12 protein-coding genes are annotated in these 15,019 nt (G+C 57.7%); all 12 read right to left on the bottom strand.

From position 1 onward, the window contains the following. Positions 1 to 59 precede the first annotated feature (59 nt). The 12 genes from EN818_RS08745 to EN818_RS08690 all read right to left on the bottom strand — a co-directional run bounded on the left by EN818_RS08745 (position 60) and on the right by EN818_RS08690 (position 15,006). Positions 60 to 2,069, bottom strand: a complete 2,010-nt coding sequence (locus EN818_RS08745) for a nucleoside-diphosphate sugar epimerase/dehydratase (protein ID WP_189523784.1) — start codon at positions 2,067 to 2,069, stop codon at positions 60 to 62. Positions 2,070 to 2,372: 303 nt separating this feature from the next. Next, positions 2,373 to 6,089, bottom strand: coding sequence for a glycosyltransferase (locus tag EN818_RS08740; RefSeq protein ID WP_135904355.1), 3,717 nt, complete (start codon positions 6,087 to 6,089; stop codon positions 2,373 to 2,375). Positions 6,090 to 6,149: 60 nt separating this feature from the next. Next, the gene (locus tag EN818_RS08735) at positions 6,150 to 6,890 is read right to left on the bottom strand and encodes an ABC transporter ATP-binding protein (protein ID WP_135904353.1); all 741 of its coding nucleotides are present in this window, start codon (positions 6,888 to 6,890) and stop codon (positions 6,150 to 6,152) included. Next, on the bottom strand, positions 6,887 to 7,666 hold the full coding sequence (locus EN818_RS08730) for an ABC transporter permease (RefSeq protein WP_245518811.1): 780 nt from the start codon (positions 7,664 to 7,666) through the stop codon (positions 6,887 to 6,889). Before EN818_RS08730 ends, EN818_RS08735 begins: the two co-directional genes overlap by 4 nt. Positions 7,667 to 7,909: 243 nt before the next feature. Further along, entirely contained in the window at positions 7,910 to 9,070 is a 1,161-nt protein-coding gene (locus tag EN818_RS08725; RefSeq protein WP_135904348.1) for a glycosyltransferase, read from the bottom strand. A gap of 63 nt (positions 9,071 to 9,133) precedes the next feature. Further along, positions 9,134 to 9,637 (bottom strand): GNAT family N-acetyltransferase, encoded by a 504-nt coding sequence (locus EN818_RS08720; RefSeq protein WP_189523783.1) that lies wholly within the window; start codon positions 9,635 to 9,637, stop codon positions 9,134 to 9,136. Further along, the gene (locus tag EN818_RS08715) at positions 9,634 to 10,761 is read right to left on the bottom strand and encodes a DegT/DnrJ/EryC1/StrS family aminotransferase (RefSeq protein WP_135904346.1); all 1,128 of its coding nucleotides are present in this window, start codon (positions 10,759 to 10,761) and stop codon (positions 9,634 to 9,636) included. Before EN818_RS08715 ends, EN818_RS08720 begins: the two co-directional genes overlap by 4 nt. Further along, positions 10,758 to 11,705 carry a dTDP-4-dehydrorhamnose reductase gene (rfbD, locus tag EN818_RS08710; RefSeq protein WP_135904344.1) on the bottom strand — a complete coding sequence of 316 codons (948 nt, stop codon included), beginning with the start codon at positions 11,703 to 11,705 and terminating at the stop codon, positions 10,758 to 10,760. The genes EN818_RS08715 and rfbD overlap by 4 nt, the downstream gene beginning before the upstream one ends. Next, positions 11,702 to 12,778: a dTDP-glucose 4,6-dehydratase gene (gene rfbB, locus EN818_RS08705; RefSeq protein WP_135904342.1), complete on the bottom strand. Its 1,077-nt coding sequence runs from the start codon at positions 12,776 to 12,778 to the stop codon at positions 11,702 to 11,704. The genes rfbD and rfbB overlap by 4 nt, the downstream gene beginning before the upstream one ends. A gap of 14 nt (positions 12,779 to 12,792) precedes the next feature. Continuing rightward, positions 12,793 to 13,347 carry a dTDP-4-dehydrorhamnose 3,5-epimerase gene (rfbC, locus tag EN818_RS08700; protein WP_129553025.1) on the bottom strand — a complete coding sequence of 185 codons (555 nt, stop codon included), beginning with the start codon at positions 13,345 to 13,347 and terminating at the stop codon, positions 12,793 to 12,795. Then, positions 13,340 to 14,230: a glucose-1-phosphate thymidylyltransferase RfbA gene (rfbA, locus tag EN818_RS08695; protein ID WP_135904340.1), complete on the bottom strand. Its 891-nt coding sequence runs from the start codon at positions 14,228 to 14,230 to the stop codon at positions 13,340 to 13,342. Before rfbA ends, rfbC begins: the two co-directional genes overlap by 8 nt. 185 nt (positions 14,231 to 14,415) lie before the next feature. Beyond that, positions 14,416 to 15,006 carry a biotin transporter BioY gene (locus EN818_RS08690; RefSeq protein WP_135904339.1) on the bottom strand — a complete coding sequence of 197 codons (591 nt, stop codon included), beginning with the start codon at positions 15,004 to 15,006 and terminating at the stop codon, positions 14,416 to 14,418. Positions 15,007 to 15,019 lie beyond the last annotated feature (13 nt).

The raw sequence follows: 15,019 nt of genomic DNA, 5'->3' as shown, positions 1-15,019 counted from the left end.
CCTAAGGGCGTTCGCACGGGCTTCAAATACCCAAACATGGACCGGCAGCACAGACCCAATCAGCCCGAGCGTCCCACCGCTTTCGGCAGCGCCTGGTCGCGCGCGCCGCCGGCAGCCTGCTCGACCCGGTGCAGTCCCGCCAGGACGGCAAGGGCGGCGGCCTTGTCCTGGTCGCGCATGGCGGCCTGCAGCGTCGTCAGCGCGGCCTGGATGCGCGGCCATTCGACGACATCGGTCCTGAGGCCGAAAATCTTGGCGATGTCGAGCTTGACGACCTCCTCGCCCTCGCCCTGCAGCGTCTCATGCAGCTTCTCGCCGGGCCGGATGCCAGTGAAGCGGATCGGGATGTCGGTGTAGGGGCTCTTGCCGGCCATGCGGATCATGGTTTCGGCGACTTCGAGGATCGGCACAGGCTTGCCCATGTCGAGCATGTAAATGGCGTAGTCGTCCGCACCCTGGCGCTGCTCGGCATCGGCGGCCGACATGATGACCAGGTCGACGGCCTCGGACACCGTCATGAAATAGCGGGTCATGCGCCGGTCGGTGATGGTCACCGGACCGCCGGCCTCGATCTGCGCCTGGAAGATGGTCGCCACCGAGCCGGTGGAGCCGAAGACATTGCCGAAGCGCACGGCGATGAATTTGGTGCCGGGGGCGGCGTGACTCGCCTCGCCGGCCTGCGACGCCGGCCGGGCGGCATGGACCTCGTGCAGCGAGGACACGATCTGCTCGGCCGCCCGCTTGGTGATGCCGAGCACCGATGTGGGGTCAACGGCCTTGTCGCTGGAAATCAGCAGGAACTGCGGCACGCCGCATTTGGCGGAGACCTCGGCGCAGGCGAGCGTGCCGAAGATGTTGGTCTGGATCGCCGCTTCCCAGTTCTCCTCGAGCAGCGGCACATGCTTGAGCGCAGCCGCGTGGAAGATGATCGCCGGCTTGAACTCGCCCACGAGGCGCATCATGTGGCGACGGTCGGTGACGTCGACGATGCGGCTGGTCAGGCGATCGCGATCCTCCTCCTCGATGAGCTGGTCGAGCTGGAAGATGCCGAATTCCGAGAGGTCGGCGACGAGCACCGCTTCGGCACCGAGTTCCAGCGCCCGCTTGACCAGGATGCGGCCGATGGAGCCGGCGCCGCCGGTGACCAGCACGCGCTTGCCGCCGACAAAGGCGGAAATGCGCTCGATGTCGGTGGCGACGGCCGAGCGGCGCATGATGGTCTCGATCTCGACGGCGTCGAGCACCAGCTTGCCGCCCTGCCCCAGCTCCGAGAGGCCCGAGAACTGGACGACGGCGATGCCGCTGTGGCGGGCGATGCGCACCAGCTCGGCGTAGTCCTCGATGTCGCGCTCGGCGCCGTTGCCGAAGATCACCAGGTCGAGGTTCTCCGTGCCGTTGACATAGTCCTCCAGCACCTCGACCAGGCGCGGCCGGACCGCGACCACGGGCACGCCCTGGATCTGCGTGCCGAGCGGCGCGTCGCTCCCCGTCGCCATGATGCCGGCGATGGCATATTCGGCGGGCACTGCGGTGCGGGTGAAGCGGACGATGACGTCGGCCTCGCTCAGCCGGCCGATGAACAGCGCCTGCTTGACCGGAGCGTCGCCGGGCGCGCGGCGCAGGATGCGCCAGCTCGCGCCGTCGCGCAGGAAGCGATAGTAAAGCCGCGGCGCCGAAATGATGGTGAAGGACACCAGGAAGAAGACGATGAACTGGCGTTCGTTGAGGCCGGCGACTGGCTCGAAGAAGCGAAAGCCCAGCGAAGCGAGATAGAGGACGACAGTGAGGCTGCCGCAGCCCTTCAGGATGTTGAAGAAGTCGGGCGTGGAGGCAAAGCGCCAGACCGTGTTGTAGAGCCCGCAGGAGCGGAACAGCACATGCGCCACCAGCACGATGAGCGCCCAGCAGACCAGCCCGCCATAGGAAAGCGCCTCGAAGGAGAGCCGCGACTGCGACAGGACGAGGCTCAGCGCCACAGCGACCAGAACCATGACGAGGTCCTGGATCATGATGATGGCGCGCCGCATCCTCGGTCGGAGTTCCGATACGGCTTCTACATAGAAGGTCATCAGGCAGTACTAAACTCCAGGCGCAGGGATATTACTACCAGGATAGCACCGGCGAACATCGCCAACTGCTATTTCAGATTGCAAATCCCCAGCCCCGTCGCCCCGCTACGGCAATTAGCGCGGAGTTGGGGGGAGGGCTAGAGGTTTTTTGGAGGCTTTACTTGATCTAGAAGCAAACAATCGCGGTCACCGTCGTCATGTTCGACGCAAATGGCGATCTCTGCGGTTGTGCAGCGCTCACGGAGCCATATGTGCGCTACTCTCCCGTCTCCGAAATCCTGCAAACTCGTACGTCCGCCTTGGCTACTCGAACCTGGCGAACGGGAGCCGCTTCAGGGCGCCGTAAAGCACCGCTGGGCGCACTACTTCATAGATGGTGACCGGTACGTCCGCTTCACGCACAAAGACCCTGAGTCGCCATCCTGCCTCAAGATCGACGACAGGCATGTTCAGCGAGAATTTCGCGGGCAGATCTTCTTCAATATCAGCTAGGGAACGCACTGTCGAACCGAGAATCTTGTCTTTGCTTGACACGATCTCGATTCCAATAAGCCCTGCCGAGGCCCGGACGAGCGGCACGACGCCGAGATAGATGGCCGCCAGCGACGGAACCGCGAAATGGATACTATACTCCCTGTAGGATATGCCCGAAAGATCCTCGCTCAGGCGCAGTTCATCAAGTCGCCCCCTGCCGAACTGCTGACGGCTGAACACATCAAGTGGAGCAAATACGGGGGAAACCATGTTCCACATCTCGCTTGACCGCCAATTGACGGCTCTGGCAAGCCTGAGCGGACGCGAGAAATGTTGGGCTTCCACCTCAGAATGCAGCCGGGCAATCGTGGAAGCCACAGCGGGCTCGATCCTTTCGGAGAGCATGCCCAATCGAGCCATGGAGGTGTCAGCCATCCTTTCGGTCGTGCTTGTGGATACCGAACGTTTGAAAGCGTTCAGATAAAGGTCCATTAATTCCGCGCGGACGTAGCTTGAGCGACCCAGAATCCCTATTGTCCGGTGGGCGCTGCGCAAAATCTCGGCTCGCCGTTCAGTGGAATACTCCAGAAACTCCTTGACGGCATTCGCCAGTTCTTCAGGGGAGTTGCCCCTAGCGATCAAACCGCTGTAGCGATGTTTGATCAATTCGGATACGCCCCCTACGCTAGGCGATATAACGGCCACACCAGACGCCATGGCTTGAAGCATCGTCTGCGGCATGGATTCGTCCAATGCGGAAATAAGCAATACGTCGCAGTTCCTGTAGAAGTGTTCCGGACGGGAAACGAACCCGTGGAAAACTACGTGGTTTTCTAGGCCTTGTTCCGCCACATAGTCGCGACAAGCCTTCGCGTACTCAGTGTGAAGATCGTGGTATCCAATCAGGTGGACTGTTACATCCTTCCCGGCCTTGCGCAGAAGTAGAGCCGCTTTGATGGCAGCGAGTTGGTTCTTGCGAGGCTGCAAAGTCCCCGAGACGACTATTTGCAGCGGATCTTGCATCGCGAACTTTTTGGCCTCGCGCACAGGAAAAAGCGAGAAGTAAGCCTCGTCGACTGGGCAGACAACACGGCGCACAGGGACCCCTGAAGTTCTCTTCCATCGTTCACCATGAGTTTCCGACGAGCAATGAACAGCATGGGCGAAGCCCCGTGTATCAGCGCCCTCATAATATTGGTGGACACTGGCCACAACGGGAACGCCCAGTTCCAATCCGAGCGCCGTCATGGCTGGCTGCCAGGTGGCGAAGTGAAGCAGACCTATTTCAAGTTCCACCAATTTTTCTCGAATGCGTCGAGCAACATCAATATCCGCCGCCTGCCGTGAGCGCACTTTGGAGACATCGGCGTGATCCATCCCATGCTGCCAACGTTCCTCCAAGAGAGGGGCGTCCTTCGTCGCCTCCCGCCAGAGACGACCAAACTCCGGTCCAAACTTCTCGCTCTGCGGCACCAGACCAACAACCCTGAAGCCGAACGAGGATACAAGCGTCGCATGCCGCAGCAAATGAAGCGTTGCGCCTCCCAGTGCAGCCTCGTGGAAAGCGTAGAGAACTGCCTTGTGCTTTAATTGCGCATGAAGTTCTGTAGCAGCGAGAGCGCCATAAAAATCATAGTATTGGATTTCGGTGGTGTAGCAGTTTTCAACATAGGCGCGTGCTCGCTCCAACATTTGGTCACGCTGCTCTGCCTTTAGTTTAAGCAGAGCCTCAATCGCATCTGCCCAGTCCTCAGGTCGGTTGCGCACCTTGACACAAACCGCATCAGGTAAATGGCTGTAGGGCGCCACGTCGCTCATTACACTGATTGCACCAGCGGCAACCGATTCCAGCAGTTTGACCGGACTTTTGCTCCGTTCTGCACGCGTCTCACCCTCAAGAGGTGTGAGCGAGATGTCAAAATAGGTGCTGCTTAGTTCCGCTAGATACTTTTCGTAGGAATGTGTGAAAGGTCTAAAATGGACATCGCAATCCAGAACGGGAAATTTCCTCGGGTCGATGCCCCAAAAATGAAATTCGACCTCCTTCTTGTAACGAGACGCGACACGCTGCAATCCCGGCCACAGTTTGGCAACGACTTCCCCTCGGAACTTATTGCTGAAAATCGCTATTCGCAATTTTCCAAATCTGTTGAAGTCGCGATATTTTATATATCTTGATTTGATGTTTGATCTAAGACGGATTGCATGAGAATTTAATTCTATGACATCATCAATTATTTCGTCGCTGTACCCGATCACAGTATCAGCTGCGGATATCTGCGCCACTATGCTCCGGTATGCTGGCGTATCAGGCGCTATAGAGGAATGTTCCGGCCCCATTTCATGGAAGCGAAGCATGTTGTCATCCATGAGATAGGCGCAGGGAATGCTCTTTCGCTCCTTGTCCTTTAACAATTTTTCCGCCGGTCCCACAGTGCGATAGAGGACGGCGACGTCAGTATCCGACGTATCGAACGATGCAACCTCCCGCTCTCTTACAAAAGTACTTGTAAACCCTTTTTGTTTAATGATATTCTCAAAATTTTTGACGGTAACATCTACAGATGTGCTATAATCTGGCTTTGTTATTAGCACACGCTTGTGCGCCATCGCCCCAGATGCCACCGCAGCCAATTCCGAATTGTCACAGTATTCATTATATTTTGCAATAAACGGTAAAACATCCTCTCTATAGTATCGTCGAATCTCTTCGACCGAAAATCTATTTCCCCAATCATCGGCTGCAATCAAATCGTACTGAGCAATATTCACAGGAAGCAGGTGCCTATCCCGATTGAGCTGCAAGTATTTCAACGTACGTGTTAAATTGGAAGGCACATCCCTGCCAAGCGAGTTCTCCATATTGGACCGAACGATCGAACACGTCGCATCGACCCATTGAAAGGGAGCGCTTTTCCCAAAACGCAGCCAAAGATCGTAGTCCGAATAACGCCTGGCCGCCACGTGGGGATCGTACATGCCGTGCCTATCGAAAAGAGCAGCATGGTGGACGACTGTGTTGTTCGCGATGTAGTTGCCGTGCAGAAGGAGGGCGTAATTGAACTCCTGTCCCAGTACACGCTGAAAAATTTCGCCTTCATCCATCGCGCGATAGATATCACAGCTCCCGTAGACGACGCTTGGTATCGATTGGTGCTCAAGCCACTCCATGCGCACTTTCAAACTGTCGTTCGTCCAACGATCGTCGTCGAACTGGTACGCTATGTACTTGCCGCGAGCGTGGAGCGCAGCCTGATCCACGCGCAGGGCGGGAAGGCCACTGTTATGTTTATACGAGTGAATGATGACCCTAGGGTCGGCGCGCTGAAAATCATCTAGCACATCGGCGGTGCCATCACGCGAACCGTCATCGACCACAAGGAGCTCGAGGTCGCCATAACTCTGCGATAGGACGCTCTCAATCGAAATCTGCAGAAGCCCGTTTGCACGTGCAAACGTTGGCAGGATTACCGTCACCTTGGGTACCGACTTACCTTTGCCGGTGCGCCTTATGGAAAGATCGTGGCTGCAATCGCCGAATTTCATGTTACCCCCGAACCCGCAACCGCGGGTGTACACTAATTGAACCGTTGCGGCGGGCCCTAGTTATCTCTGTGAAGCCTCATACTCAGCGATCACATCCTCAGTCCTGCCGTCCATCACAATTCGTCCTTTTTCCAGCCATATCGTGCGAGCGCAAAAGCTCTTCAGTAGATCAAAGTTGTGGGACGAAAAGACAAGTATTTTGCCTTGTTCCATGAAATCGAACATGCGGCGTTTTGCTTTGTTGGCGAAGCGAATATCTCCCGCTCCCATAACCTCGTCTATTAGTAAGATCTCCGGATTTATGCTAGTCGACACTGCAAACGCAAGGCGAATGAACATGCCGGCCGAATAGGTACGGACTGGATATGCTAGGAACTCGCCAAGTTCAGTAAAATCTTCAATCTCCGGCAGTTTCGCCTCAATTTCATCGGGCGTCATGCCAAGCAGCAAACCCCGGATGCGGATATTGTCTCGACCGGTTTGATGCATTTCGAACCCAGTCGCAAACTCGAACATCGGGCAAACATGCCCCTCGGTTTCCGCGACGCCAGTGGTCGGCATATAGATGCCCGCCATGACCTTCAACAGAGTGCTCTTACCCGCACCATTGAGGCCGATAAGTCCCACCCGTTCGCCCTGCTCAATAGCAATAGTCACGTCCTTCAGAGCGTCTACAGTGTAACTCGAAGAGGCGCCCACCCCGCTCCGCTTTCTAGCCAGCCAGCCTATGAGACCGTCGGTGTTCATATCCCCGGTGAAACGCACACCGACGTTCTGTAGTCGTATGAAGTTCTGGGTCAAAGGAGAAACACCACCCTCTTGTCCAAACGTGAAGCCACGTACCAGGCAATGCAATACACGATCAGGACATAGCCAAGGATAAAGCCATAGGTCGACATCGGCGCCAACGTTGCAGTCAAGATTGGCTGACGAATGACTTCAATCAAATGGTAGATCGGATTGACGAGGTAAACCAATTCTAGGCCATGGCTCTTGAGAACGCTGGCTGGAACGACTATCGGAGTCAGATAAAATACAACCTGCAACACACTTGCCAGCGCGTGCGGCAGATCGCGGATGGCGGTACCAAGATAAGAAAAAACGGTTGTGTGCCCCAGTAGCGCCAAGTACAATAGAACAATGCCTGGGATAGCCGTCAGCCACCCGCCAAATGCGAACGTGCCGAGAAAAATCTGGACAATAGCCACAGCTATTAGGCCCATCACAAAGTTCATACTATTGCTAACAAGCGCGCGCAAGATATATATTTGCTTCGGGTACGAGAACTGCTTGATGTAACCTTCGGCGCTTATAAAGACCGTACCTGCGTCGACTATAGATGATGAAATCAGTCCCCAGGTAACAAAACCCAGCATCAGGTAAGGGAGAAAGGCCTTCAGATCTTGCCCGAACATGACGCCATAAACGAAGCCAATAGCGCCTACGTACACGCCCAGATTGAGAAGGATCCATAATGGCCCGATGAAGGAACGGCGGTAGCGGCGCTTGATATCCTGCACGCCGATAAAAAACCAGACGCGATATAGCAGAACCGAGCGAATCACATCGCGGAGCAACCTGCTCTTGTCCACACTTGAATAGCTATGTCTCATCGAACCGAACCGGATATGCCGAAGGTCGTTGCGTTTCGAGTCATGACGCCATTTCGGGCAATTCCAAGGTGTGCAGGGTAGCGCGACTCCACGTTAGCCCACACGATGTTGCCGCGGGGACGTACAAGCCTGCGGCACGCTGACCGTCGACAGATGACGCAACCGGACCGGTTGCCACAAGCCGGCTAAACAAAGGTAACTGAGGCATCAAGCACCCGCCAATAACCTTCTGACTACTCTCTTTGTTACTAAATATAGACCCCCCTGCTTATAGGTTACTATAACATGAATTGTGTATCTTTCCACTATCCCGCAACACTTTTTCCACAAAAATCGCCAATTGATGAGAGGTTTTATGTCTCTTGAGCGTTTCTTATCAACACCTATGAATACATTTGCCCACGCGTGTGAAACTGCCGGCAAATCATACCGCCCCTTGACGTGAGCGAATGCCGAATCCGCCAATCGATTTCTTTTTTCCGGGAAAATTATCAATAATGACAGCGCTTCAAACCAACCATCCAGGGTATTTGGCACCAAAATACCGGTCTCATCGCTCTTTACAACATCTCTGTAAGGAGGAATGTTGGAGTAAATGCCAGCTATGCGGCAGGCGCTATATTCACGATACTTGTTGTCGGTCTTGCTCCGGTTTGCCTCATGGTCAATCAGTGGCGCCAACCCAATCGCCCAATTTCTCGAAGCCTGGAATCTGATGTAAGTAGCGTAGTCACCGGTATGCGGAAAAAAGCGCACTCTCGCTCCAGGCGCGACCCCCTTTGGAAAAACACCAGCAAACTCGAATACCGTTTTCGGGAAACTCTTCAAAACCGATTCAATAAGCGGTGCGATTAAATCCAAATCGTCGACACGTGAGGGGCTTCCTGCAAATCCGATCCGGATCTCGTCGCTGGAGGATTGAGCCACACCATCAATAATTGAAAAATCGAAAAACGCCGGCAACATCGTCACGCGAGTATTAAATCTGGAAACGAATGTTGCCAGTTCGGAGGAGTTAACGATCACGGTTTCTGCATGGCAGACTGCAAATTCCAGTGACTTTCTAACAATTGGGTGCCGATAATACACCGCAAGTGGATTGTCCCCCGTGATTCGCCAAAAATTATCGTCAATATAGTATATGTACGACCTGTTTGCGTCGACGAGCAATTGCGCCCACGATAGAACCAGCGGGTCAGCGCATCGTACAAACATTGGAATGGTGTCGGGAGTAATATCGTCGATCTGAAGTTCATTAAGGAATTTTACTTCGTGATCTACGCCATGTTCTCGACAAGCTCCCATGATTTGCTCTAGCAAATATGTGGTAGCAATCTTTGATTCTATAACCATTAGAATGCTAGCCATATCTGGCTCGCATAGCGGCTCGATATGGCGGGCACAGCATTGGCTTGAAGGTGCCCCTTACGGTCATAACGCTCTATCTTGGCAAAGGCCCATGCGAATGAGGCCTCCCTGGCGACTCTCCTCGACGAATCCCTGGCGTGCGTAAAGGCGAATAGCCCTGGCATTCTGCTCTATAACTTCCAGGAAGAGATATGGGAGTTTCAAGAATTGCGTGCCGAAGCGAACGATCTCGCGGCACGAACGGCTGGCGTAGCCTTTCCCCGCCATCTCCGGCGCGATGAGAAATCTGCCAACTTCGGCTCTTCCGGCGCCGTTTTCGATATCATAGATGCCGCATTGGCCGACCGGCTGCCCATTCGCCTCCACCAGAAAGAAAAAATCGTCCTCCCTTTGAAGGTACCTTTTGTACCAGGCGAGGTGGTCATCGAAAGCAATCCTGTCAGAGTTCTTGAACCAAACGCGCGCTTCGTCGCGGTTTCGCCAAGCGAGGATCGTCTCCAGATCGCGCTCTTCCACAAGCCGCAAGACGACAGTTCCATCTCCAAAGGGAACGACGTGCTGCTTCATTGTGCGTATTTGAGGACCAGTTCGGCTACCAGGTCCACATCCGCCTTGCTCATACGAAGATGAAGTGGCAGCGAGATTATTTCCTGGCTCGCTACCGCCGCGTTGGGACATGAGCCCGCGGCGAAAGCGTACATCCGATAGTCGGTATTGTCGCGATAGTGAACGCCGGGATAGACGCCGTGCTCGTTCAAGGCGAGCATCAGCATGTCGCGGTTCTTTACACGTATCTGCAGAAGATGCTGTGCAGACTCACAACCGTTGGCGGTCGGCACCACGCTGACCCTGTTGTGCCCGTCAAAATGCTGACGGTACCAAACGGCCAGTTGGCGTCGGAATGAGTTGTCGATATCGAGATATTTCAACTGGACGAGTCCCATGGCAGCCATGACGGAGTTGCCGTGGAATTTGTACCCAATCTCCTCAACATCATACATCCATTTGTAGGCCCCTTGGGCGGCCGTGCGGGCATATGTATCCTTGTTGATGCCCAACCACGTAAGCTTGCGGACCCGCTCGTCGTCCTCGGCATCCTTAAAGCAAATCATCCCAGAGTCGGCAGTGGGAAGATTTTTCACGGCCTGATAGCTGAACACCGACACATCAGCATCGCCGCCTACATGCTTGCCGCTGGCGCGAGTGCCTGCCATGTGGGCTGCATCGAGCACGAGCTTTATGTCATGTGCGCGACAGATCTCGAGTATCTTCTGATATCTGCCGACATTGCCTCCCATCCCAACAAAAATAAGAGCCTTCGTTTTGTCCGTGATGCGTTGGCTGACGCTTTCAGGATCGAGGCAAAGGTATTCGTCAACGTCTGCAAAAATCGGCTTCAGGCCTGCATAGAGGATAGCGTGATTGGTGGAAACGAATGTTAGAGGCGTCGTGATGACCTCATCGCCGTCATTCCATCCATATTTCGATTTGAAAAGCTGAACAGCCAAATGAAGTCCAACCGTGTTGGAGTTCAGGAAGTGGGCATGGGGCAGCCCGGTATAGTTCTTCCACGCCGTTTCGAATTCAGCGGTCTTGAAGCCGAGCCCGGTCCAGCCCCTTTCGAGACACTCACGGATTTCCGAAAGACATTCCTCGACACGGAAAGTCGGTACGAATAGCTGAACAGTCATAAATTTCTCCAGTGTTGCGTGTTGCCTACTGGCTCATTCTCCGTGCGGGCCTGCCTTGCCGCTTCAAGCACAAATCGGGACACAGTTTCTTCAGTCGATCGGTGCCAATCCGGTGCACTCCAGCCAAACACCGAGGCAAATTTTTTCGTTGAAAGTGTTGAGTTGGCTGGGCGCAGCGCCTTTGTCGGATAATCCTTGGACGCGATGTCGCGAACCTGCGCATGGGGGCCACCAAACGCCCGGCTTGTGTCCAGGATATGACGGGCGAAGCCGCTCCGGTTTATCTCACCGCTGCCGGCCAGGTGGTAGATGCCCCAAGCGGCGAAATTCTGGTCGTCGCGCAGCCTTGCGGCCACGTGCAGGATCGCGTCGGCGATGTCGAGCGCGGAGGTCGGCGTTCCTGTTTGATCGGCGACGACCGAAATCTCATCGCGCTCGGCGGCAAGCCGGAGTATGATCTTGACGAAATTCGTGCCGAAGGGGCTGTAGGCCCAGGCAGTGCGCAGGATGAGGTGGCGCGGGTTGGCGGCAGCCACGGCCTGCTCGCCGGCGAGCTTGGAGGCGCCGTAGACGCCGAGCGGCGCGGTCGCGTCGGTCTCGACATAGGCGCCGTCCTTGGTGCCGTCGAAGACATAGTCGGTCGAGAGCTGGATGACGGGAACGCCGAGCCGCGCCGCAGCCTCTGCCACCTTGCCTGCGCCGACGGCGTTGGCGGCAAAGGCCAGGTCGCTCTCGTCCTCGGCCTGGTCGACGGCGGTGTAGGCTGCGGCCGAGACGACGAGGTCCGGCCGTGCCGCCTCGAGCGCCGGAAACACCGTGTCGGGCCGGGTCAGGTCAAGCGCCGGGCGGCCGACGGCGACCACTTCCACGTCGCGGCGGCTGCGCGCCGCCTCGATCAGGCTGGCGGCAACCTGGCCCTCGCGTCCGGTGACGGCAAGCCTCACGCCGCCCCCTTCCTGGCTTCGACCTGTCCCAGTCTTTCGCCGGCATAGCGCTGCTCGCGGATCGGCCCCCACCACCATTTGTTGTCGAGGTACCAGTCGACCGTCCTGGCCAGGCCGCTGTCGAAATTCTCCCTTGGCGTCCAGCCGAGATCGCGGGCGATCTTGGAGGCGTCGATGGCATAGCGGCGGTCGTGGCCGGGGCGGTCGGTGACGAAGCTGATCAGGTCGCGGTGGCTTTTGCCGCCGGCGCGCGGCCGCCTCAGGTCGAGAAGGTCGCAGATCGCCTCGACGACGGCGAGATTGGTGCGCTCGGAATTGCCGCCGACATTGTAGCTCTCGCCCGGCCGGCCCTTCGTGGCGACAAGCTCGAGGGCGCGCGCGTGATCCTCGACGAACAGCCAGTCGCGCACATTGGCGCCGGCGCCGTAGACCGGCAGCGGCTTCTCGTCGAGCGCGTTGAGGATGACCAGCGGGATGAGCTTTTCCGGAAAATGGTAGGGGCCGTAATTGTTCGAGCAGTTGGAAAGCACCACCGGCAGGCCGTATGTCTCATGCCAGGCCCGCACCAGATGGTCCGACGCCGCCTTGGACGCCGAATAGGGCGAGGACGGCGCATAGGGCGTCTCCTCCACGAACATGCCGGCATCGAAGGGAAGATCGCCGAACACCTCGTCGGTCGAGATATGGTGGAAGCGGAAGCCCGCCTTTCGCGTCTCCGGCAGGCCGCGCCAGTAGTCGAGCGCGGCGTTCAGCATGCGATAGGTGCCGACGATGTTGGTTTCGATGAAGGCACCTGGCCCGTCGATCGAGCGGTCGACATGGCTCTCGGCGGCGAGGTTCATGACGATGTCGATGTCGTCGCGGCGCAAGATTTCCAGCACCGCGCGCTCGTCGCAGATGTCGGCCCGCTCGAAGCGGTAGTTGTGCGCGTTCTCGATCGGCCTCAGCGAAGCGAGGTTGCCGGCATAGGTGAGCTTGTCGAGATTGGTGACGCGGTAGGCCGGATTCGCGCACAGATGCCGGCATACGGCCGAGCCGATGAAGCCGGCACCGCCCGTCACCAGAAAGTTCATGCCGCCGTCCTTCCTCACGCAAACACCTCTGCGTTGCCGAGCAACGGCGCCTTTCGGTCCTTGTCCGAAAGCTGGAACCCGCCTGGAACAGTGGGCCATTCGATGCCGATTGCCGGGTCGTCGAAACGGATCGACCGGTCATGCTCCGGCGAATAGGTGTCGGTCACCTTGTAGAGCACCTCGGTGTCCGGCTCGAGAGTGACGAAGCCATGCGCGAAGCCCTTCGGCACCAGGATCTGGTTGCCCTTTTCGGCCGATATCTCCAGCGCCAGCCATTTGCCGAAGGTCGGCGAAGAGCGGCGGATGTCGACCGCGACATCGAGCAGGCTGCCCCTGATAACGCGCAGCAGCTTGTCCTGCGCGCGCGGCGGCAGCTGATAATGCAGCCCGCGAAGCACGCCGGCCGCAGCCGAATAGGAGTGGTTGTCCTGCACGAAATCGAGGGCGATGCCGGCGTCCGCGAAACGCTCGGCATTCCAGGTCTCGCTGAAATAGCCGCGCGCGTCGCCATGCCGCTTCGGCACGATCTCCAGCACGCCATCGAGGCCGAGCGGCCTGACCTCAAGCACCACGTTCCTCCGTCAGGTCGGCGACCCGCTTGCGCAGATAGGCGGCATAGTGATTCTTGCCCAGGCGCGCGGCGCGTTCCAGAACCTTGTCGGCGCCGAGCCAGCCCTGTTCCAAGGCGATCTCCTCCGGGCAGGCGACCTTGATCCCCTGGCGGTGCTCGATGGTGCGCACGAAGGAGGAAGCTTCGTGCAGGCTGTCATGCGTGCCGGTGTCGAGCCAGGCATAGCCGCGGCCGAGCTGATGCACCTGCAGCGCGCCGCGCTCGAGATAGACATTGTTGACCGCCGTGATCTCGAGCTCGCCGCGCGCCGAGGGGCGGATCGAGCCAGCAATGTCGACGACATCGTTGTCGTAGAAGTAGAGCCCGGTGACGGCCCAGTTGGACCTGGGCTTCTGCGGCTTTTCCTCGATGGTCAGGGCGTTGCCGGTCGCCTTGTCGAACGAGACCACGCCATAGCGCTCCGGATCGTCGACATGGTAGGCAAACACCGAGGCGCCGGTTTCACGCGCCGCCGCCATGCGGCAGAGCTGCGACAGCCCGTCGCCGAAATAGATGTTGTCCCCCAGAATCATCGACACGCCGTCCCTGCCGATGAAGTCGCGGCCGATGATGAAGGCTTCCGCCAGGCCGTTGGGCTGCGGCTGCTCGGCATAGGCCAGGCTCAGACCGAACTCCGAGCCGTCGCCAAGCAAGTCGCGAAAGACCGGCAAGTCGCGCGGAGTTGAAATGACCAGGATTTCACGTATTCCCGCGAGCATGAGCACGCTCAGCGGGTAATAGATCATCGGCTTGTCGTAGATCGGCAGGATCTGCTTAGAAATCGCTAATGTAAGCGGATAGAGGCGTGTTCCGCTGCCTCCTGCCAGGATAATTCCTTTCAACAAGCTCTCCTTGAACTGCCGAAGCCCCCGCCCAGCCATCAAGTCGCCCGTGCTTAGGAGTGACGCACCGGCTTGTCAATTGTCCTCCCTGATTCTTCGACCCGCTCGGACAGGCCGTCGCGCCGCGCCATGAAAAAGGCCGGCGGACAGGGCGCCCGCCGGCCTTTTGATGATTTTGCCTTATCTCAGGCGCGCTTGAGCAGCGACCAGACGGCGGGGACCAGGCTGGCGGCAAGCGCCACCTTGATCAGGTCGCCGACGACGAAGGGCAGGACGCCGAACTGCCATGCCTTTTCCGGCCCGATGAGCGTCGCCAGCCAGGCGAAACCCATCGCCATCATGACGATCTCGGCGACCAGCATGGCGCCGAACAGCTTGACCGCATGGCGGTCCCAGCCGCGATCCGCGGCCCAGCCGGCAATGGCGGCCATCACCACGAAGCCGGCGAGGTAGCCGCCGGTGGAGCCCAGCATGTAGGCAATGCCGAGGCCTTTTTCCGGCGTGCCCTGGAAGACAGGCAACCCAAAAGCGCCCTCGGCGAGGTAGAGGATAAGCGTCGCGATCGCCAAGCGCATGCCGAAGGCCGATGCGATCAGCAGGACGGCCAGCGTCTGCAGCGAAAGATCCACCGGGCCGAGCACAATTTTCGTCTTGGCCGAAAGCGTCAGGAGGATGGTTCCGACAATGGCCAGAAAGAGCTGTGTCCCAAGCCTTGCAGCCCCCTGCTCTGGCAGAGCGAGAGAAACTAGCGGACGCATCGTGGTTGCAGTTGCCATGGTCTTCCCCGTA

Source organism: Mesorhizobium sp. M3A.F.Ca.ET.175.01.1.1 (genome assembly GCF_004791945.1).
Lineage (GTDB): Bacteria > Pseudomonadota > Alphaproteobacteria > Rhizobiales > Rhizobiaceae > Mesorhizobium.
The sequence above is the reverse complement of the archived record's forward strand: the minus strand, read 5'-3'. Positions and strand labels throughout refer to the sequence as shown.